This window comes from Pseudomonas sp. LB1P83 (assembly GCF_054897885.1).
Map to the genome: position 1 here is coordinate 4,130,885 of NZ_CM142709.1, position 17,988 is coordinate 4,148,872.

Sequence of the window (17,988 nt, forward strand, 5' to 3'; positions counted from 1 at the left end):
CTTACCCCTGATGCACCAGATTGCAGTGCAGCGCATCGTCGTGGCTGCGTTCCAGACTGTGCAGCACCTGGAACGAGCCGAACGTCACGGTCTTCGCCTGATGGGCGCGAATCAGCTGCCAGAAATCCTGCTCGCCGCTTTCAAAGCTCTGAAAAGCGGCCTCCCCCGCCTCGCGAGTTTGCCATTGCAGGTAATTGAGCACCCGCCGGCCGTCGTCGCTGGCCTGGATGCTCGCACTCAAGAACCCGCTATAGCATTGGGCCAGACGTTCAGTCTGCTTTGATAATGCCGACACCAACGCGGGCTGCTGATGGGGTTCGATCTCGAATTCGATCAATTGGGTGAAGCTGCGATTTTTCTCTGGCGCTTGCATGAAGAATCCCCACTGACGTGAAAGCCGGACCTTGCGATCCGAAGGCCTGCAGGGTAAAACCTAAAGTTAACTAGAGGTCAAGAGGCATTTTTCAAATGATCACCTCGGAACATCTGCACAAGGAACTTACCGTCGGCCAATTGGCTGCCCGCAGCGGCGTGGCGGTCACGGCGTTGCACTTTTATGAGTCCAAGGGCTTGATCAAAAGCAATCGCAATCAGGGCAACCAGCGGCGCTATCCACGGGAAGTGTTGCGGCGGGTGGCGTTGATCAAAGTGGCCCAGCGGTTGGGGATTCCGTTGGCGGAGATTGGCGAGGCGCTGAAAGCCTTGCCGGATAACCGTGCGCCGACAGCGGCGGACTGGAAGGTGTTGTCGGCGCAGTGGAGTCGCGATCTGGATGAGCGGATCAATCAGCTTGTGCTGCTGCGGGATCGGCTTAATGGCTGCATCGGGTGTGGGTGTTTGTCGATGGAGGCGTGTCCGTTGCGTAATTCTGGTGATGTGCTTGGGGAACAGGGGCCGGGGGCGCAGCTGCTGGAATCGGGGGCAGATCCGAAATAGCGGTGCGGCCTTCGCGGGCAAGCCTCGCTCCGACAGGTCTTGTGTCGTTCACGAAATTAACGAACGACGCAAACCCTGTGGGAGCGTGGCTTGCCCGCGATGGCGATCTCACGGTTGATAAAAAATCAGAACCCTGGCGCAATCTGCCCTTTGTAGCGGGTCAGAATGAACTGCCGAACCTCATCCGAATTCAACGCCTTCGCCAGCTTCTGCACACCCGGATCATTGATGTTGTCCGGCCGCGCCACGAGGAATTCGATGTACAGGCTCTTGCCCTTCTCCACGATCAGCGCGCTGTTGGTATCGATCCCCGCTTCCAGGGCGTAGTTGGCGAACACAAAGGCCAGGTCCACCTGGCTCACCGAACGTGCCAGCAACGCACCTTCCAGTTCGCGAATCTTCAGGTGTTTCGGATTGTCGATAATGTCGCGCTGGGTCGCCAGGGTGTTGCTCGGGTCCTTGAGTTTGATCAGCCCGGCTTCGTGCAGCAGCACCAGCGCCCGTGTTTTCGGGGGTTTTGTCGATTGAAAACGGATAAACCCGAGCAATCTGCTGCAGCACTGTTGATAGCTGAACAGTGACGCTGCTGCTCGTCGGGCACTCGGTTGCGCAAAAGGCGCTGACCTATAGTTATCCGACCGGAAATCGGCGAAGGAACACCATCAATTCAAAACAACAAGGGAGAACTGTCATGAGCGTCAAACCCATTCCAGAGGGTTATCACTGCATCACGCCTTATCTGGGTATTCAGAAAGCGGCCGAAGCCATCGAGTTCTACAAGAAGGCCTTTGGCGCCACCGAAGTCATGCGCCTGTCGATGCCGGATGGCGGGATTGGACATGCCGAGCTAAGGATTGGCGATTGCCCGATCATGCTCGGTACGCCGTGCGATCAGGGGCCGTTGAGCAATCCCGACACGTCGCCCTCCGTGGGGCTGCACTTGTATGTGAACGATGTGGACAAGTCCTATAAACAGGCGATTGCGGCGGGCGGCACGGTGGTGTCCGAGGTCAAGGATCAGTTTTATGGCGACCGCTCGGGGACGTTGAAAGATCCCTATGGGCATCTGTGGTTTCTGGCCACGCGCAAAGAGGATTTGACTCAGGAGCAGATTGAGCAGCGGGCGCAGGAGATGTTTCAACAGGGTTGAGTTTTGTGGTGGATTTTAGGGCCTCTTCGCGGGCAAGCCTCGCTCCTACAGGTTTTGTGTTGTTTGCGGTAATCCCGAACGGTACAAAACCCTGTAGGAGCGAGGCTTGCCCGCGAAGGCGGCATCCCTGACACCACACATCCCTCGAACACACTTCATGAACAAGCGCTCCACGCTTTGCGCCTTGCCCCCGGCGCGCAACACTTTCAGGATGCAGGCAACTACAACAAGGACTCGCCCCATGTTCGCCGGATTCCTGAAAGACCAGCGCCACGTCAACGGTGTGGACATTGCCTACCGCATCGGCGGCAGCGGGCCGGGCCTGCTGTTGCTGCACGGTCACCCGCAGACCCACGTCATCTGGCACAAGGTCGCCGAACAACTGGCCGAACACTTCACCGTGGTCGCCGCCGACTTGCGTGGTTACGGCGACAGCAGCAAACCGCCGGCCAACGATCACCACACGAACTATTCCAAACGTGAAATGGCCAAGGACAGCGTCGAGCTGATGAAGTCCCTGGGCTTCGAACAGTTCTCGGTGCTTGCCCACGATCGAGGTGCTCGGGTGGCCCATCGTTTGGCGCTGGATCATCCCGATACCGTGCAACGCATGGTGCTGCTGGACATCGCCCCGACCCTGTCGATGTACGCGCAAACCAACGAAGCCTTTGCTCGCGCCTATTGGCACTGGTTCTTCCTGATCCGCCCGGCGCCGCTGCCGGAAACCCTGATTGAAGCCGACCCCGAAGCCTATCTGCGCAGCGTCATGGGCAGTCGCAGCGCCGGGCTCAAACCGTTCACGCCCGAGGCCTTCGGCGAATACCTGCGCTGCCTGAAACTGCCGGGCACCGCGCGCGGCATCTGCGAGGACTACCGCGCCAGCGCCAGCATCGATCTGGAACATGACCGCGCCGATATCAAGGCCGGTCATTATCTGCACCTGCCATTGCTGGTCCTGTGGGGCGCCGAAGGGACGGTCGGGCGCTGTTTCGCGCCGCTCAAGGAATGGCAACACGTGGCCACCGACGTCCGTGGCAACGCCCTGCCCGCCGGCCATTACATCGCCGAAGAAGCCCCCGAACTGTTGCTCGCCGAAGTGCTGGGTTTCCTGCGCTGATCGCGGCGTCCCGCTGCTATGCTGGCGGCTCATGCCGCCAGTGTTCGTTCTGCCATGACCACCAAGAAAGACACCGTGCCCCTACCCGAAGACCTGCGTGTACTCCTCACCGTGATCCGCAAGAGCGGTTTCGCCGCCGCTGCCGATGAGCTGGGCCTGTCGCCCGCCTACGTCAGCAAGCGCATCCAGATTCTCGAAACCACCCTCGGCACCCGCCTGCTCCATCGCACCAGTCGCCGCATCGCCCTGACCGAGGACGGTGAACGGGTCCAGCGCTGGGCGCTGCGCATTCTCGATGACTTCCAGCAACTGCACGACGAACTTTCCGACGCCCACGACAGCCCTCGCGGGCGCCTGCATTTGTGCACGAGTTTCGGCTTCGGCCGCAATCATGTGGCGCCGGCCCTGTCGTTGTTGGCCGAGCGCTACCCGGATCTGGAGATTCGCCTCGACCTGTTCGACCGGGTGGTGGACATCGTCAGTGAAGGCTTTGATCTGGAGATCCGTGTCGGCGATGACATTCCCGGTCAGCACATCGGTCGGAGGTTGGTGAGTAATCGACGGGTGCTGTGCGCGGCGCCGGCCTATCTGCAACGCCGGGGCACGCCGCAACTGCTGAGCGATCTGGAGCAACACGACTGCCTGGTGCTCAAGGAGCGCGACAACGCGTTCGGCGTCTGGAACCTGGAACGCGATGGCGTTCTGGAGAGCGTGCGGGTCAGCGGGCCGTTGTCGTCCAACAGCGGGGAAATCGTCTTGCAGTGGGCACTGGATGGGCGCGGCGTGTTGCTGCGCTCATTGTGGGATGTGAAGCCGCTGCTGGAACAAGGACGGCTGGTGCAGTTGCTGCCCGAATACACCCAGAGCGCCAACGTCTGGGCGGTGTACCCGACGCGCCTGGCGTATTCGGGGAAGCTGCGGGCGTGTGTGGAGTTTTTGCAGGAGCATTTCAAGGGGTTGTCGGTTTGATTTGCTGTGTCAGGGCGGACCCCTTCGCGGGCAAGCCTCGCTCCTACAGGGTCAGCGGTGATCCTGTAGGAGCGAGGCTTGCCCGCGAAGGCGATTTCAGCTCAGCCAAGGGTTGGCGGCCAAGTGATTGCGTTCGAAGGTTTTGATTTGCTCGCTGCGCTGCAAGGTGCTGCCGATGGCGTCGAGGCCCAGCAGCAATGCAGTTTTGCGCAAGGTGTCGATTTCGAACGGGATGACCCGACCGTCGTGGAGGCGAATCTTTTGAGCTTCCAGATCAACATTGATCAGCGCGCTGTCCGGTTCACTGACCACTTGCCCAAGCCGCTGTGAAACAGCCTCATCGAGGGTAATCAACAACACTCCGTTACGCTGGCAGTTGTCATAGAAAATCCCGGCAAAACTGCTGCCAATCAGCGCCCGAATCCCCATCTGCTTCAAACCCCAGACCGCATGTTCGCGGCTCGACCCGCAACCAAAATTCGGCCCTACCACCATGAAGCTTGCACCCTTCCATGCCGGTTTGTTCAGCACGAACTCGGGATTAAGCGACCCGTCCGGCATAAACCGCAGGTCAAAAAACAAACCACGATCCAGCCCGGCGCGGTCGATGCCCTTGAGGAACTGCTTGGGCATGATCACGTCGGTGTCAATGTTGGCCGCGAGCATCGGCGCCGCCTTGCCGGTGACCAGGGTGAAAGGTTGCAGGCTCATGCGCGGTCTCCAAAGTGACGGATGTCGGTCAAGCGGCCGGTGATCGCTGCCGCGGCGACCATGGCCGGGCTCATCAGGTGCGTGCGCGCACCCGCGCCCTGGCGGCCTTCGAAATTGCGGTTGGTGCTGGAGGCGCAGCGGTCGCCCGGCGCGAGCACGTCATCGTTCATCGCCAGGCACATTGAGCACCCGGACTGCCGCCACTCGAACCCGGCCTCGATAAAGATCGCCGCCAGGCCTTCGGCTTCAGCCTGATTGCGCACTTCGGTGGAGCCCGGCACGATCATCGCCCGCACGTGCCCGGCGACGTGTTTGCCCCGCACCACGCTGGCGGCATCGCGCAGGTCTTCGATGCGAGCGTTGGTGCAGGAGCCGATAAAGGCGTGGCTGATGACGATATCGCTGAGCGGCATGCCGGTTTCGAGGCCCATGTAATTCAGGGCACGGCGCATGTCCTGACGCAGGATCAGGTCGCTGACGTCTTGCGGGTCCGGCACACGCGCGCCAATCGGTGACGCCTGATCCGGACTGGTGCCCCACGTCACCATCGGTTCCAGGGTACTGGCGTCCACCCAAACTTCACGGTCGAAATGCGCGTGCGCGTCGCTGTGCAAGGCCCGCCATTTCTCGACCGCCTGCTGCCACAACGCGCCTTTGGGTGCGCGTGGTTTGCCCTTGAGGTAGGCGAAGACTTTCTCGTCCGGGGCCATGAACGCGCCCCGCGCCCCGGCCTCGACGGCCATGTTGCAGATGGTCATGCGTGCTTCGACGCTCAAGGCATCGATGGTCGAACCGCGAAATTCGATGGCGTACCCGGTAGCACCCGACGCGCCGATCTGGCCAATCAGCGTCATGATCACGTCCTTGGACGTCAGCCCCCGCGCCAACTCGCCATCCACCGTCACGCGCATGCTTTTCAGGCGTTTGTAGACCAGAGTCTGGGACGCCAGCAGGTGCTCGATCTCCGAAGTGCCGATGCCGAATCCGAACGCACCGAGGGCGCCATAGGTGGTGGTGTGGCTGTCGCCCGCAGCGATCACCATGCCCGGCAGAATAAAGCCCTGCTCCGGCGCAATGACGTGTTCGATGCCTTGGCGTTTATTGAGGATGTCGAGCAACTCGATGCCGAAGTCCCGGCAATTTTCCGCCAGATACGACACCTGCCGCGCGCCACCGGGGTCCGGCATGGCGGCGATGCGCACCGGGGCGGTGGGGTTGACGTGATCGACCACGGCCAGCGCGGTTCCGGCACGCCAGACTCCGCGCCCGGCCTCACGCAAACCGCTGAATGCCTGGGGGCTGGTGTATTCGTTGATGACCTGGCGATCGATGTACAACAGGACGTGGCCCTGGTCATCGAGGCGACACACCGTGTGGGAATCGATGTGTTTGTCGTAGAGGGTTCTTGCTGGCGTCATGGAGGGGCTCGCTCAGGCTCGCGGGTGAAAGGCGTCTGAGTTCCATCTTAGGGAGTGGGCCATCCCCATCAATGGCCGGAGAGTGATCCCGTGAACCATGGTTCGTGTTGGATCGAGGAACACCCAGCCTGAAGTGAACGCAGATCCCTTGTAGGAGTGAGCCTGCTCGCGATAGCGGTGTGTCAGTCACGTTGACGTTGGCTGAACCACCGCTATCGCGAGCAGGCTCACTCCTACAAGGGTTGTGTGTGTTGGCGGGAACGGGAAACATTTACTTTCATATACCGCTTCGGGATTTCCGACCCTCATCCGTCCTATATAGATGCAGTCAGTCCGCGTAGGCAAAAGCCACGGGCCGGCCTTTCATGGACCTCATCGCTGGGAAGCCCGCAGCAGAGGCCCTCTCATCGATACAAGACCTTTAATCATGTCGAAGAAATCCCGCTCCAAACTCTGGTTTCTGGTCCATAGCTGGCTGGCCTTGCCGATCTGGTTTTTCGTGCTGATCGTCTGTGTCACCGGCACGCTGGCGGTGGTCAGTCAGGAAATCGTCTGGCTGGCCAACCCGCAAATGCGCGCCAGCCAACCCACGGACGATGCGCCGCTGCTCAGTTATGACCAGATCATCGCCGCCATCAAGAAGGCGGAACCGGACACGCTGGTCGAGGCCATCAGCCGGCCCGACGAGTCGCACTTCGCGCTCGATGTCAACGTCAGCTACCCCGATGGTCGCTCGTTGACGGTTTACGTCAACCCGTACACCGGCGTGATTCAGGGCGCCGCCCCGCCATTCAATTTCCAGGCCTTCACACGTGCATTGCATGGCTGGTGGCTGGTGCCGTTCACCAACGGTTACAGCTGGGGCTGGTACCTGGTGTCGTTCCTGAGCCTGCCCTTGCTGGCGTCTTTGGTGACCGGGCTGGTGGTCTACAAGCGTTTCTGGAAAGGCTTCTTGCGTCCGACGTTGCGCATCCGTCATGGCGCGCGGATTTTCTGGGGCGACTTTCACCGACTGAGCGGTATCTGGTCGATCTGGTTCATCGCGGTGATTTCCATCACCAGCACCTGGTTCCTGATTCAAGCGTTCATGTTCGATAACCAAGTGTCGATTTCCACTGCTCCCGTGGCATTGGTGGTCCCCCGTGAGAGCGTGCCAGTGAGCACCGATGGCTCGCCCGCGCCGATGATCAGTCTGGAGGCGGCGATTGCGCAGGCCAAGGAGCGCATTCCTGGCCTGGAAGACAGCTTCGTCAGCATGCCTGCCAATGCCTACAGCTACCTGACGGTGGGCGGTCGCAGTTGGTATCCCTTGATGTTCCAGACTGCCGAGATCAACCCCTACACCGGCGATATCGCCGCCACCCGCCTGCTGTCGGACCGTTCCGGCCTGGAGTTGGTGACCGAATCCATGCGGCCATTGCACACCGGTGATTTCGGCGGCATCTGGATCAAGCTGATCTGGTTCTTCTTCGGCCTGATCCTCAGCATGATGGTCCTCAGCGGCCTGTTGATCTGGACCAAGCGCACCGCCCTGGCCACGGCCAATGCCCTCAAACGCAAAGACAAACGTCCGCGCACCGCCGCCGTCACCAGCCGTGAAACCTCGGAGGTCAGCCAATGAGCCTGTTCGCCGCCGACAAACCGGCCTCGAAACTCAGCCGCTTCTGGCACAAATGGCGCTTCCACATCAACGTGCTGCTGTTGCTGGTGCCGCTGGGGTTTATGCCCAAGTACTTTGCCGACGCGGCGCTGTTTCGCGGCGACACCGGACTCGGTGAGCGGGAAATCGGTGAAGTGCAGGTCGGGCCCTGGAGCCTGCGCCTCGCCGAGTTGCGCAACGAAGCACCGACCCTCGATGGCCCGGCCGGCTATATGAAGAACTTCAACGCAGCGCTGTGCGACAGCTGTCGAGATCAGGTCAAGGCGACGTACCTGCGCATCGGCAAACCGCGCAGCCTGCGCGCCGCCGGGGTGATTTTCTTCGGCACGCCGTACCGCATGGGCGCCATGCTGCCGATCCCCGACAAGACCAAAGCCGACGCCGAACTGTGGATCACCATGGAAGGCTGGGACGGCGCGATGCATCAAGCGTCGATCCCGTTGAGCCAGGCATCCCCCGCCACCCTCGCGTGGCTGAACAAACAAGGAGGCAAACCATGACGCTACGTTCTCTAAACGCGGCTTTGCTGGTGCTCTGCGCCGGTTTCAGCGCCAGCGCCCTGGCCCACAACCCGATGTGCGAATGCAAAGCCATCGACGCCGAACAAATCCAATGCACCGGCGGCTTCTCCGACGGCAGCGGTGCGCCGGGGGTGACGCTGGACGTGATCGGCTACGACGAAACCATCCTGGTGCCGGGCAAGCTTGGCGCCGATTCGACCCTGACCTTCAAGAAGCCCGGCGCCGAATTCTACGTGCTGTTCGACGCCGGCCCCGGCCACGTCGTCGAGATCGACCAAGCGGACATTCAAGCCCCATGAGTACGCCCACTACACACGTCGTCCGCCCGGCCGGTGCCGGCCATGAAACCCTGTTTGTGTTGCTGTTGTGCCTGATGATCCTGGCGGTGGCCGGCTCGGTGGTTGCCTGGCGCCATGAGTCTCAGGAAGTCAGCAACGTTGGCAGCCATCAACTGGATGCCCGCCGCGACCTGAGCGCGTCCGAGCAAGGGATCTACGCCGACCTGCGTGTCACCCTCGACGAGATTCACCTGCTGCGCCAGGAACAGCAAGCGCTGCCGACACCCGAAAATCTTGCCGATGAAGGCTTCGCGCCGTTTGCCCAGGACGCCAGTTCCGTCAGCCGTGGCGGCCATGCCTGGCAGTTGCTCGACGCCAAGGCTTACTTCGGTCAGAGCCAGACGCCCGCCGTCGCCGGTTCGTTTCTGATGCGTTTGACCGCTGACGACGATGCGCCTGACGTCTGGCTCAACCGCGGCAAAGCCCTCGCGGCCCCGACCGATCTCACTGACGTCGCGCTCGAAAGCGCCGGCTGGCAGCAGATCGTCGCGCAATTCGATGCCGGCGTGACCCGCCAGCACCGGCACTGAACCCTCGCCTTCACCCGAGAGAAGACCGCTTTCCCATGCCTATTTCATCTCTACGCTCTTTCCTGCGCCTGACAGTGGTTGGCGTGCTGGCTTGCCTGCTGACGCCACTGGCCAGCGCCGACGAGGCCAAGCGCCTGCGCATCGGCATCACCCTGCACCCTTATTACAGCTACGTGGCCAACATCGTCGGTGATAAGGCCGAAGTGGTGCCGCTGATTCCGGCCGGTTTCAACCCGCACGCCTACGAGCCGCGCGCCGAGGACATCAAGCGCATCAGCGGTCTGGACGTGGTCGTGCTCAACGGTGTCGGTCATGACGACTTCGCCGACCGCATGATCGCCGCCAGCGAAACGCCGAACGTCCCGGTGATCGAAGCCAACGAAAACGTGCCGCTGCTGGCCGCCACCGGGGTCGCCGCACGCGGTGCCGGCAAGGTCGTCAACCCGCATACCTTCCTGTCGATCAGCGCTTCGATTGCCCAGGTCAACAACATCGCCCGTGAGCTGGGCAAACTCGACCCGGCCAATGCCAAGACCTACACCCAGAATGCTCGCGCCTATGGCAAACGCCTGCGGCAGATGCGCGCCGACGCCCTGGCAAAACTGACCCAGGCGCCGAACGCCGAACTGCGGGTGGCCACGGTTCACGCGGCTTATGACTATCTGCTGCGTGAGTTCGGCCTGGAAGTGACAGCCGTGGTCGAGCCGGCCCACGGCATCGAGCCGAGCCCGAGCCAGTTGAAGAAGACCATCGATCAACTGCGGGAACTGGACGTGAAGGTGATCTTCTCGGAGATGGATTTCCCGTCTACCTACGTCGAGACCATCCAGCGTGAGTCCGGGGTGAAGCTGTACCCGCTGTCGCACATTTCCTATGGCGAATACACCGCCGACAAGTACGAAAAGGAAATGACTGGCAACCTCAATACGGTGGTCCGGGCGATTCAGGAGTCGGGGAAATGACCGCTAAAGAAACACTCAGCGAAACCCCTGTAGGAGCGAGCCTGCTCGCGAAGAGAGAGTGTCAGTCGACATCGATGTTGACTGACCCACCGCTATCGCGAGCAGGCTCACTCCTACAGGTTTTGGGGCCAACCTTGGACTTTGCAGAGGTCAGCCTGACGCTGGGGCGAACGACGATCCTCGACAACGTGACCTTCCAGGTCCAGCCCGGCAGCGTGCATGCGCTGGTGGGCCCGAATGGTGGTGGCAAGAGCTCGCTGATCAAGACGCTGCTCGGGCAAATGCCGCACCAGGGCCGCTTGAGCCTGCAATGGCCGGGCACACCCGGGACCATCGGCTACGTGCCTCAGGCGCTGGAATTCGATCGCGGTTTGCCGATGACCGTTGACGATTTCATGGCCGCGATGTGTCAGCGTCGTCCGGCGTTCCTTGGTTTGAGCAAGCACTACGCCGCCGCGATTGGTGAAGCGCTTGAACGGGTCGGCATGCAAGACAAACGCAAGCGGCGCATGGGCGCGTTGTCCGGCGGTGAGCGTCAGCGCGTGTTGCTCGCTCAAGGGTTGATCCCGGCGCCGCAGTTGCTGGTGCTCGATGAACCGATGTCGGCCCTCGATGAGGCCGGCATTCAGGTGTTCGAACGGCTGCTCGGCGACTGGCGCCAGAGCGGGATCACCGTGCTGTGGATCGAGCATGATCTGGAAGCGGTCGGGCGCTTGGCGGATCGCGTCACCGGGCTCAATCGCCGGGTGCTGTTCGATGCCACGCCCAAGGAAGCATTGACGCCGGAGCGCTTGCTGACCCTGTTCTCGACCCATCCACGGAGCCCTGCCTGATGAGTTATGAAGCCTTTCGTTTGATGGTTCAGGGCTGGGCGTCTTCGGGTTACTTGCCCGAAGCGTTGGCCTATGGATTTGTGGTCAACGCGCTGCTCGCCGGTTTGCTGATCGGCCCGGTGCTGGGCGGTCTGGGCACGCTGGTGGTGGTCAAGCGCTTCGCGTTTTTCTCCGAAGCGGTGGGTCACGCGGCATTGACCGGCGTGGCCATCGGCATCCTGCTCGGCGAACCGTACACCGGGCCTTACGGCAGCCTGTTCGGTTACTGCCTGCTGTTCGGCATCCTGCTCAACTACCTGCGCAACCGCACCGGGTTGGCACCGGATACGTTGATCGGCGTGTTTCTCTCGGTGTCGCTGGCGCTGGGGGCAAGCCTGCTGCTGATCCTGGCGGGCAAGATCAACGTGCACATCCTCGAAAACGTGCTGTTCGGTTCGGTGCTGACGGTCAACGGTAATGATCTGTTGGTGCTAGCGATCGTCGGCTCACTGGTCATGGCGCTGGCCTTGCCGCTGTACAACCGCATCATGCTGGCCAGTTTCAACCCGCAACTGGCGGCGGTGCGCGGTGTGGCGGTGAAGACGCTGGATTATCTGTTTGTGATTCTGGTAACCCTGATCACCGTGGCCGCGGTGAAAGTCATCGGCGCAATTCTGGTCGGTGCGCTGCTGGTGATTCCGGCCGCAGCGGCACGCTTGCTCAGCCAATCGCTGAAGGGTTTCTTCTGGTGCTCAGTGCTGATCGCCACGGTCAGCACGCTGTGCGGGATTCTCGCGCCGATCGTCTTCGACCTGCCTATTCCGTCCGGTGCCGCAATCATTCTGGTCGCCGGTATCGCTTTTGCTCTGGCCGCCATTGCGCGTGGCGTCGTCCCAAGTCTGAAAGGGAATCTCGGATAAATGTCTTTTACTTTGCGTCAATTGACCTTGGCCGTGGCCCTGTGCGGGCTGGTCACTACAACCTTTGCGGCGGACACAAAACCACTGCGCGTGCTGGCGTCTTTGCCGATCACTTACGGGCTGGGCGAAGTGCTGCTCAAGGGCACCGACGTCAGCCTTGAGCGTGCCGCGCCGGCGAACCTGCCGGGCAGCCGTCAGACGGCGTACTTCACTGGGCGCGGCGCTCCGGCGCTGGCCAAACTGGCGACCGACGCCGATGCGGTAATTGGCCTGCGCTCAGTGTGGGCAGACGATCCGCTGTACCCGATTTCCCGGCGCAGCAACATCCGTATCATCGAAGTCGATGCCGCCCGCCCGGTGGACGGCGCCCTGCCCGGCATCGCCGTGCAGCCTGGGAACAAGGTCGACGGGTTGAACAGCCAGCCTTGGTTTTCCAGCAACAACATGGGGCGGATGGCGGATGTGATGGCGGCAGACCTGGTGCGCCTGGCGCCCGAGGCCAAGCCGAAGATCGAGGCTAACCTGGCTACGTTGAAGCAGCGTTTGCTCAAGCTCAGCGCGGACAGCGAAGCACGCCTGGCCAGTGCAGACAACCTCAGTGTGATGAGCCTGAGCGATCACTTTGGCTACCTGATCGGCGGGCTGAATCTGGAGCTGATCGGCCTCGATGCACGCCCGGATGCCGAGTGGACACCTGAAGCCCTCAAGCAATTGGGCGCGACGCTAAAGGACAATGATGTGGCGGTGGTGTTGCATCACCGACAGCCGTCGGATGCGGTGAAAGCGATGATCTCAGAGGCAGGCAGTCGGTTGGTGGTGTTGAGTGTGGATGCTGCGGATCCGGTGGCTGAGCTGGAGGGAAATGTGGATTTGCTGATCAAGGGGTTGAGTGGGGCGTAACGTCAGTTACACCGCGTTATCGTTCTTCGCGGGCAAGCCTCGCTCCTACAGATCACCGAACCTGTAGGAGCGAGGCTTGCCCGCGAAGGCGGCCTGACAGGCGACACAAATCCCGGACCAAAAAAAGCCCGCTGACTGTTAACAGTCCAGCGGGCTTCTTTTTTGCGCCGGGCCTTAATTAGCCACTGCCGCCTGCTCGTCCATCTTCTGGCGCAAACTCAACGGACGCATATCGGTCCAGGTCTCTTCGATGTAGGCCAGGCATTCCTTTTTCAGGCCGCTCTTGCCCACGGTGCGCCAGCCGGCAGGCACGGCTTTGTAGTCGGGCCAGATCGAGTATTGCTCTTCGTGGTTGACCACGACCTGAAAGAGGATGTCCTCGCGGTCGAATACTGACGTCATGGTGTATCTCCATCGCTGTAGGGTGGACTGCACTGCGTGCGCAGCCGGTATGTAGAAGGAACGTACCAGGTGCGGAAAAATTTACAGGCTGGCGGTGGCAGCGGCCATGGCCCGGCCGAAAATCTCGGCCACCCGATCGATTTCCGTGGCGGTAATCACCAGCGGCGGCAGGAAGCGCACCACGCCGCCATGACGGCCACCCAGCTCAAGAATCAGCCCACGCTTGAGGCATTCACGCTGCACCAGCGGCGCCAGGCGACCGAAGATCGGCGGATGGCCCAGCGCATCGGGCGCGCCCGTCGGATCGACCAGCTCAACGCCGATCATCAAGCCACGCCCGCGAATGTCGCCCAGTTGCGGGAAGTCCCGCTGCAGGATGCGCAGGTGTTCGCTCAAGCGTTCGCCCATGGCGGCGGCGTGCTCGCAGACCTTGTGTTCGGTCAGGTAACGCATCACCGCAGATCCTGCGGCCATGGCCATCTGATTGCCACGGAAGGTCCCGGCATGGGCGCCCGGCAGCCAGGTGTCTAGCCAGTCGCGATAGACCACCACCGCCAATGGCAGGCTGCCGCCGATGGCTTTGGACATCACCACCACATCGGGAATGATTCCGGCGTGTTCGAAGGCGAACATCTTGCCGGTGCGGGCGAAACCGCTCTGGATTTCATCGACGATCAGCGCCACGCCGGCCTTTTCGGTGATGCGTCGCAGGCCGCGCAACCAGTCGAGATCGGCCGGGATCACCCCGCCCTCGCCTTGCACAGCCTCGACAATCACCGCCGCCGGCAATTGCACGCCGGCCTCCGGGTCATTCAGCAGGTTTTCCAGGTAGCTCAGGTTGACCTTCACCCCTTGCGCGCCGCCGAGCCCGAAGGGGCAGCGGTAATCGTAGGGATACGGCATGAACTGCACGCCGTTGCTGAGCAAGGCGCCCAATGGCTTTTTCGGCCCCAGGCTGCCCATCAGGCTCAGCGCGCCCTGGCTCATGCCGTGATAACCGCCCTGGAACGACAGCACGGTGCTGCGTCCGGTGGCGGTACGCACCAGTTTCAGCGCGGCTTCCACCGCGTCGGTGCCGGTCGGGCCGCAGAACTGGATCTTCGCTTCAGCAGCCAGTGCGGGTGGCAGCAGACCGAACAGGTCCTGGACGAACTGATCCTTGACCGGCGTGGTCAGGTCGAGGGTGTGCAGCGGCAGTTCATCAGTCAGCACTTGCTGGATCGCTTCGATCACCACCGGATGGTTATGCCCCAGGGCCAAGGTCCCGGCGCCGGCCAGGCAGTCGATGAAATGGCGGCCTTCGACGTCTTCGACATAAATACCCTTGGCGCGTTTGAGCGCCAGGGGAATGCGCCGCGGGTAGCTGCGGGCATTCGATTCCTGCTGGTTTTGACGGGCCAGCAGCGGCGATTCGTTGAACTGATAAAGCGTCTCGGCCGGCGCCGGAGTGATCCGGGCCGACTGATCTTCCATAAGGCTGGTAGCGACTGACATCTCTCGACCCCTCAATAAGGTTTTCCTGTTCTGGAAACGCATCAGGGCGCCGAGGATTTAGACCCTCGATCAGCTTTCTATGAAGGCGGTGTCAGTGCTTTGCGCATGGGGATGGCGTGGAGCCCGGCCACGGTGAAGATTTCGGCGCAGGGCCGGTAACCCAGATGACGGTAAAAGGCCTCGCTGGTGCGGGTGCTGTTGAGCCGTGCCTGAGCCAGCCCCCGGTTGATCAACCAGCCTTCGAGGTCGTGTACCAGCGCCTCTCCGGCACCGCGACGAAACCATTCCGGCTGCACGTAGCAAAACGCGACCTTGCCACTGATCGCCGCCATGGCGACACCGACCGGTTTGTCCTGCAACAGGGCGATGTTCAGGTACAACCGTTGGTCGGTCAGCCAGGGTTGTACGTGTTCGATGGTTTTGTTGTGGGTCCAGGTGGCAACGGTTCGCGGGTCGTTGCGGTGGTCGAGCGCGCAGCCGACGCGAATGGAACGCTCGACGATGCGGCTGATGATGCCGGCGTCGGCGGGGGTTGCCTTGCAGATGTGAATCGATGCATCCATGGCGCTGTTACCTCAATCCATTGAGAAAAAGCTGCCGGGGACGATAGCGCTGGTGGCCGTCAGAATACCAATGGAGAGAAGTTACATTTGATGTGCAACACATCAGATCCCTGTGGGAGCGGGCTTTTGTGGCGAGGGGATTTATCCCCGCTGGGCTGCGAAGCGGCCCCAAAAAATGGGACTGCGGCGCAGTCCAGCGGGGATAAATCCCCTCGCCACAGAGGCTCGCTCCTACAGGGGAGTTGTGGTGGTTGTTAGATGGGTTGCAGGGGCATGGTCAGCTCAACCCGCAACCCATCCGGGCGGCTGTCGAAATGCAGGGTGCAGCCGCAGCGCTGAACAATCGCCTGGACGATTGCCAGGCCCAAACCGCAGCCGGTGCTCTGGCCGTGGCGCCAGAAGCGTTGGGTCAGGTGTTGCAGGTCGTCTTCGGCAATGCCCGGGCCGTGGTCGCGGACCAGAAAGCGCGCACGACTGCCGGTGGTTTCCAGGCTCAGTTCCACCGCCCCGTCGCCCGGGGTATGGCGCAGGGCGTTGTCCAGCAGGTTGCGCAATGCAGCGATCGACAGCACCGCGGGCATTTGCACTGGTGCATCGGAGAATTTCGCCGGCATTTGCAGCTTGATCCGTCGACGATCACCGCTGGCAGCATCCTGAATCGCCAGTTTCGCCACTTGCTCGGCGCTGCATTGCACACCGTCATCGAACGACAGACTGCCCTCGACCCGCGCCAGCAGCAGTAATTGTTCCAGCGTGCGGTGCATGCGGTCGGCGCCCTCTTCAGCTCGCGCCAGGGACTGATCCCGGGCCGCGCCCTCGGTCATGCGCGCCACTTGCAGGTGGGTTTTGATCGCCGTCAGCGGGCTGCGCAATTCGTGGGCCGCGTCACCGGTCAGGCGACGTTCGCGTTCGATGGTCTTGCCGATGCGCTGGAACAGCTGATTCTGCGTGTCCAGCAACGGTTGAAGTTCGCTGGGCAACGGCTGAATTTGCAAGGGTTCGAGCGAATCGGCACTGCGGCGCATCAACGCATCGCGCATCCGGTTCAGCGGCGCCAATCCCTGGCCGATCCCCAGCCACAACAGGCACAGGCAGCCAAGCAACGCCACGCCCACCGGCACCGAAGCGGCCAGCAGGATCGACATGTTCAGCGCCTCGCGCTCGATCTGCCGGTCGGCGGTGGTAATGCGCAGATCACCGCGGGCCAGGGTAAAGCTGCGCCACGGCGCGCCGTCGATCATCTGATCGTGGAAGCCCATCTTCTCGGCTTCCAGGGTTTGTTGCGGATCGGTGTGACTGCGGGCGAGGATTTCGCCGCGCAACGAGCTGACCTGGCAGGCCATGCCACCAGGGATATTCAATTGTTCAGCGCTGAAATGGGTGCCCTCGCCCTTGCTCGGCAACGCCGGCAATTGCTCCATCAGGCCGGCGACCATGCGCGCCGATGCCACCAGCCGCTGGTCGAGGGAAAACATCATTTGGTTGCGCAAGTCGCTGAGCATCCAGGCCGCCGCCAGAGCCCAGATCAGCGCAAAGGCGGCGCCGAGCGTCAGGCTCAGGCGCAAACGCAGGCTCATCACTTTTTCAATTCCTCTCCACCATCGGCCGGCCCCAGGCGATAGCCCAAGCCGCGCACGGTCTCGACAATGCCATTGCCGAGTTTGCGCCGCAGGTGATGGATATGCACGTTGAGGGCGTTGCTTTCCAGTTCGTCGTTGAAACCGTAGACGCTGTCCTTCAGTTGTTCGGTGGACAGCACCCGACCACGATTATGCAACAAGGCCTGCAACAGCGACTGTTCACGCCGCGATAGGTCGACGGACTGACCGCCGAGCATGGTTTCGCGGCTGCTTGGGTCGTAGGTCAAACGGCCGTGTTCGATCAGATTGACGCTGCGCCCCGCCACTCGTCGCAACAAGGTGTGCAGGCGTGCGGCGAGTTCACGCAGGTCGAATGGCTTGAGCAGATAATCGTCGGCGCCGGCCTGCAAGCCGTCAACGCGGTCAGTGACCGCGTCCCGTGCCGTGAGGATCAGCACCGGAATCTCCAGACCACTGGAACGCAACTGCTGCAACAGTTTCAAGCCGTCCTCATCGGGAAGGCCAAGGTCGAGCACCATGACGTCGAACTCAGCCACCTTGAGCATCGCACGGGCCGAGGATGCCGTCGCCACATGCTCCACGGTCAAGCCCTGGGCAGTGAGGCCAGCGACAATGCCGCTGGCGATCAGCTCATCGTCTTCGCAAACCAGTACGTGCATGGGAGCCCCCTTAGCAAAAAAGCGAGTCAAGCAGGTGAGGATTAAGGCTGAATTATGACGAGCGAGTCAGCGGACGAGAAGCACATTCGTAATATTGAACCAAAGAGTAGTCACTAAAAACTATAGCGCCAGCCTGACAACTTACTCTTTACACCCTTATTAAAACCAAACACCCGGATTCAACTTGAAACATACAATCACCCAACACCCATTCTAATTATCAAACACTAACGCTAATCTAACATCATTGAACAGCAGCAACTTCAATACGATTAACACACTCATAAAATCGCGCTACCGCACTGTAGCGCCATTTAAACAAACG

General features: G+C 61.4%; 20 protein-coding genes and 1 pseudogene. 12 read left to right on the forward strand and 9 right to left on the reverse strand.

Going from position 1 to position 17,988, the window contains the following annotated elements; translation table 11 throughout:
* Position 1: 1 nt before the first annotated feature.
* Positions 2-373 (reverse strand): antibiotic biosynthesis monooxygenase, encoded by a 372-nt coding sequence (locus tag ACYZTY_RS18920; RefSeq protein ID WP_461954994.1) that lies wholly within the window; start codon positions 371-373, stop codon positions 2-4.
* A 95-nt stretch (positions 374-468) separates the two neighbouring features.
* Here ACYZTY_RS18920 and soxR point away from each other — a divergent pair, with 95 nt between their 5' ends.
* The gene (gene soxR / locus ACYZTY_RS18925) at positions 469-936 is read left to right on the forward strand and encodes a redox-sensitive transcriptional activator SoxR (protein WP_461954995.1); all 468 of its coding nucleotides are present in this window, start codon (positions 469-471) and stop codon (positions 934-936) included.
* Positions 937-1,061: 125 nt separating this feature from the next.
* Here the strand turns inward: soxR and ACYZTY_RS18930 are convergent.
* Positions 1,062-1,439 (reverse strand): annotated as a pseudogene (locus ACYZTY_RS18930) (MetQ/NlpA family ABC transporter substrate-binding protein); the annotation flags it as partial.
* A 188-nt stretch (positions 1,440-1,627) separates the two neighbouring features.
* On the opposite strand from ACYZTY_RS18930, the gene ACYZTY_RS18935 reads away from it, so the two are divergent.
* The 3 genes from ACYZTY_RS18935 to ACYZTY_RS18945 all read left to right on the forward strand — a co-directional run bounded on the left by ACYZTY_RS18935 (position 1,628) and on the right by ACYZTY_RS18945 (position 4,172).
* Positions 1,628-2,086 carry a VOC family protein gene (locus tag ACYZTY_RS18935; RefSeq protein ID WP_461954996.1) on the forward strand — a complete coding sequence of 153 codons (459 nt, stop codon included), beginning with the start codon at positions 1,628-1,630 and terminating at the stop codon, positions 2,084-2,086.
* A gap of 241 nt (positions 2,087-2,327) precedes the next feature.
* Complete coding sequence (locus ACYZTY_RS18940; RefSeq protein ID WP_461954997.1) at positions 2,328-3,203, forward strand: alpha/beta fold hydrolase; 876 nt, start codon at positions 2,328-2,330, stop codon at positions 3,201-3,203.
* A gap of 18 nt (positions 3,204-3,221) precedes the next feature.
* On the forward strand, positions 3,222-4,172 hold the full coding sequence (locus ACYZTY_RS18945) for a LysR substrate-binding domain-containing protein (protein ID WP_461954998.1): 951 nt from the start codon (positions 3,222-3,224) through the stop codon (positions 4,170-4,172).
* Between the two features lie 96 nt (positions 4,173-4,268).
* On the opposite strand, the gene leuD is transcribed toward ACYZTY_RS18945, so the two are convergent.
* Together leuD and leuC are read right to left on the reverse strand one after the other, a co-directional pair.
* Complete coding sequence (gene leuD / locus ACYZTY_RS18950) at positions 4,269-4,883, reverse strand: 3-isopropylmalate dehydratase small subunit (protein ID WP_461954999.1); 615 nt, start codon at positions 4,881-4,883, stop codon at positions 4,269-4,271.
* Positions 4,880-6,301 carry a 3-isopropylmalate dehydratase large subunit gene (leuC, locus tag ACYZTY_RS18955; RefSeq protein ID WP_461955000.1) on the reverse strand — a complete coding sequence of 474 codons (1,422 nt, stop codon included), beginning with the start codon at positions 6,299-6,301 and terminating at the stop codon, positions 4,880-4,882. Before leuC ends, leuD begins: the two co-directional genes overlap by 4 nt.
* 427 nt (positions 6,302-6,728) lie before the next feature.
* On the opposite strand from leuC, the gene ACYZTY_RS18960 reads away from it, so the two are divergent.
* From ACYZTY_RS18960 to ACYZTY_RS18995, 8 genes are all read left to right on the forward strand, one after another.
* Positions 6,729-7,922 carry a PepSY-associated TM helix domain-containing protein gene (locus ACYZTY_RS18960; protein ID WP_461955001.1) on the forward strand — a complete coding sequence of 398 codons (1,194 nt, stop codon included), beginning with the start codon at positions 6,729-6,731 and terminating at the stop codon, positions 7,920-7,922.
* Positions 7,919-8,461, forward strand: a complete 543-nt coding sequence (locus ACYZTY_RS18965) for a thiamine pyrophosphate-binding protein (protein ID WP_461955002.1) — start codon at positions 7,919-7,921, stop codon at positions 8,459-8,461. Before ACYZTY_RS18960 ends, ACYZTY_RS18965 begins: the two co-directional genes overlap by 4 nt.
* Positions 8,458-8,781 carry a hypothetical protein gene (locus ACYZTY_RS18970; RefSeq protein WP_461955003.1) on the forward strand — a complete coding sequence of 108 codons (324 nt, stop codon included), beginning with the start codon at positions 8,458-8,460 and terminating at the stop codon, positions 8,779-8,781. Before ACYZTY_RS18965 ends, ACYZTY_RS18970 begins: the two co-directional genes overlap by 4 nt.
* Positions 8,778-9,350: a DUF6162 family protein gene (locus tag ACYZTY_RS18975; RefSeq protein ID WP_461955004.1), complete on the forward strand. Its 573-nt coding sequence runs from the start codon at positions 8,778-8,780 to the stop codon at positions 9,348-9,350. Before ACYZTY_RS18970 ends, ACYZTY_RS18975 begins: the two co-directional genes overlap by 4 nt.
* A 35-nt stretch (positions 9,351-9,385) precedes the next feature.
* Positions 9,386-10,312 carry a metal ABC transporter substrate-binding protein gene (locus ACYZTY_RS18980; RefSeq protein ID WP_461955005.1) on the forward strand — a complete coding sequence of 309 codons (927 nt, stop codon included), beginning with the start codon at positions 9,386-9,388 and terminating at the stop codon, positions 10,310-10,312.
* Between the two features lie 74 nt (positions 10,313-10,386).
* Complete coding sequence (locus tag ACYZTY_RS18985) at positions 10,387-11,145, forward strand: metal ABC transporter ATP-binding protein (RefSeq protein WP_461959354.1); 759 nt, start codon at positions 10,387-10,389, stop codon at positions 11,143-11,145.
* Entirely contained in the window at positions 11,145-12,044 is a 900-nt protein-coding gene (locus tag ACYZTY_RS18990) for a metal ABC transporter permease (protein ID WP_003226663.1), read from the forward strand. Before ACYZTY_RS18985 ends, ACYZTY_RS18990 begins: the two co-directional genes overlap by 1 nt.
* Complete coding sequence (locus ACYZTY_RS18995; RefSeq protein WP_461955006.1) at positions 12,045-12,944, forward strand: metal ABC transporter substrate-binding protein; 900 nt, start codon at positions 12,045-12,047, stop codon at positions 12,942-12,944.
* 174 nt (positions 12,945-13,118) lie between these two features.
* Here ACYZTY_RS18995 and ACYZTY_RS19000 read toward each other — a convergent pair whose 3' ends face one another.
* From ACYZTY_RS19000 to ACYZTY_RS19020, 5 genes are all read right to left on the reverse strand, one after another.
* The gene (locus ACYZTY_RS19000) at positions 13,119-13,346 is read right to left on the reverse strand and encodes an MbtH family protein (RefSeq protein ID WP_010461182.1); all 228 of its coding nucleotides are present in this window, start codon (positions 13,344-13,346) and stop codon (positions 13,119-13,121) included.
* Positions 13,347-13,427: 81 nt separating this feature from the next.
* Entirely contained in the window at positions 13,428-14,840 is a 1,413-nt protein-coding gene (locus tag ACYZTY_RS19005; RefSeq protein WP_461955007.1) for a diaminobutyrate--2-oxoglutarate transaminase, read from the reverse strand.
* A 77-nt stretch (positions 14,841-14,917) separates the two neighbouring features.
* The gene (locus ACYZTY_RS19010; protein WP_461955008.1) at positions 14,918-15,403 is read right to left on the reverse strand and encodes a GNAT family N-acetyltransferase; all 486 of its coding nucleotides are present in this window, start codon (positions 15,401-15,403) and stop codon (positions 14,918-14,920) included.
* A 254-nt stretch (positions 15,404-15,657) separates the two neighbouring features.
* The gene (locus ACYZTY_RS19015; RefSeq protein WP_461955009.1) at positions 15,658-16,983 is read right to left on the reverse strand and encodes an ATP-binding protein; all 1,326 of its coding nucleotides are present in this window, start codon (positions 16,981-16,983) and stop codon (positions 15,658-15,660) included.
* Entirely contained in the window at positions 16,980-17,663 is a 684-nt protein-coding gene (locus ACYZTY_RS19020) for a response regulator (protein ID WP_461955010.1), read from the reverse strand. Before ACYZTY_RS19020 ends, ACYZTY_RS19015 begins: the two co-directional genes overlap by 4 nt.
* Positions 17,664-17,988: the final 325 nt, after the last annotated feature.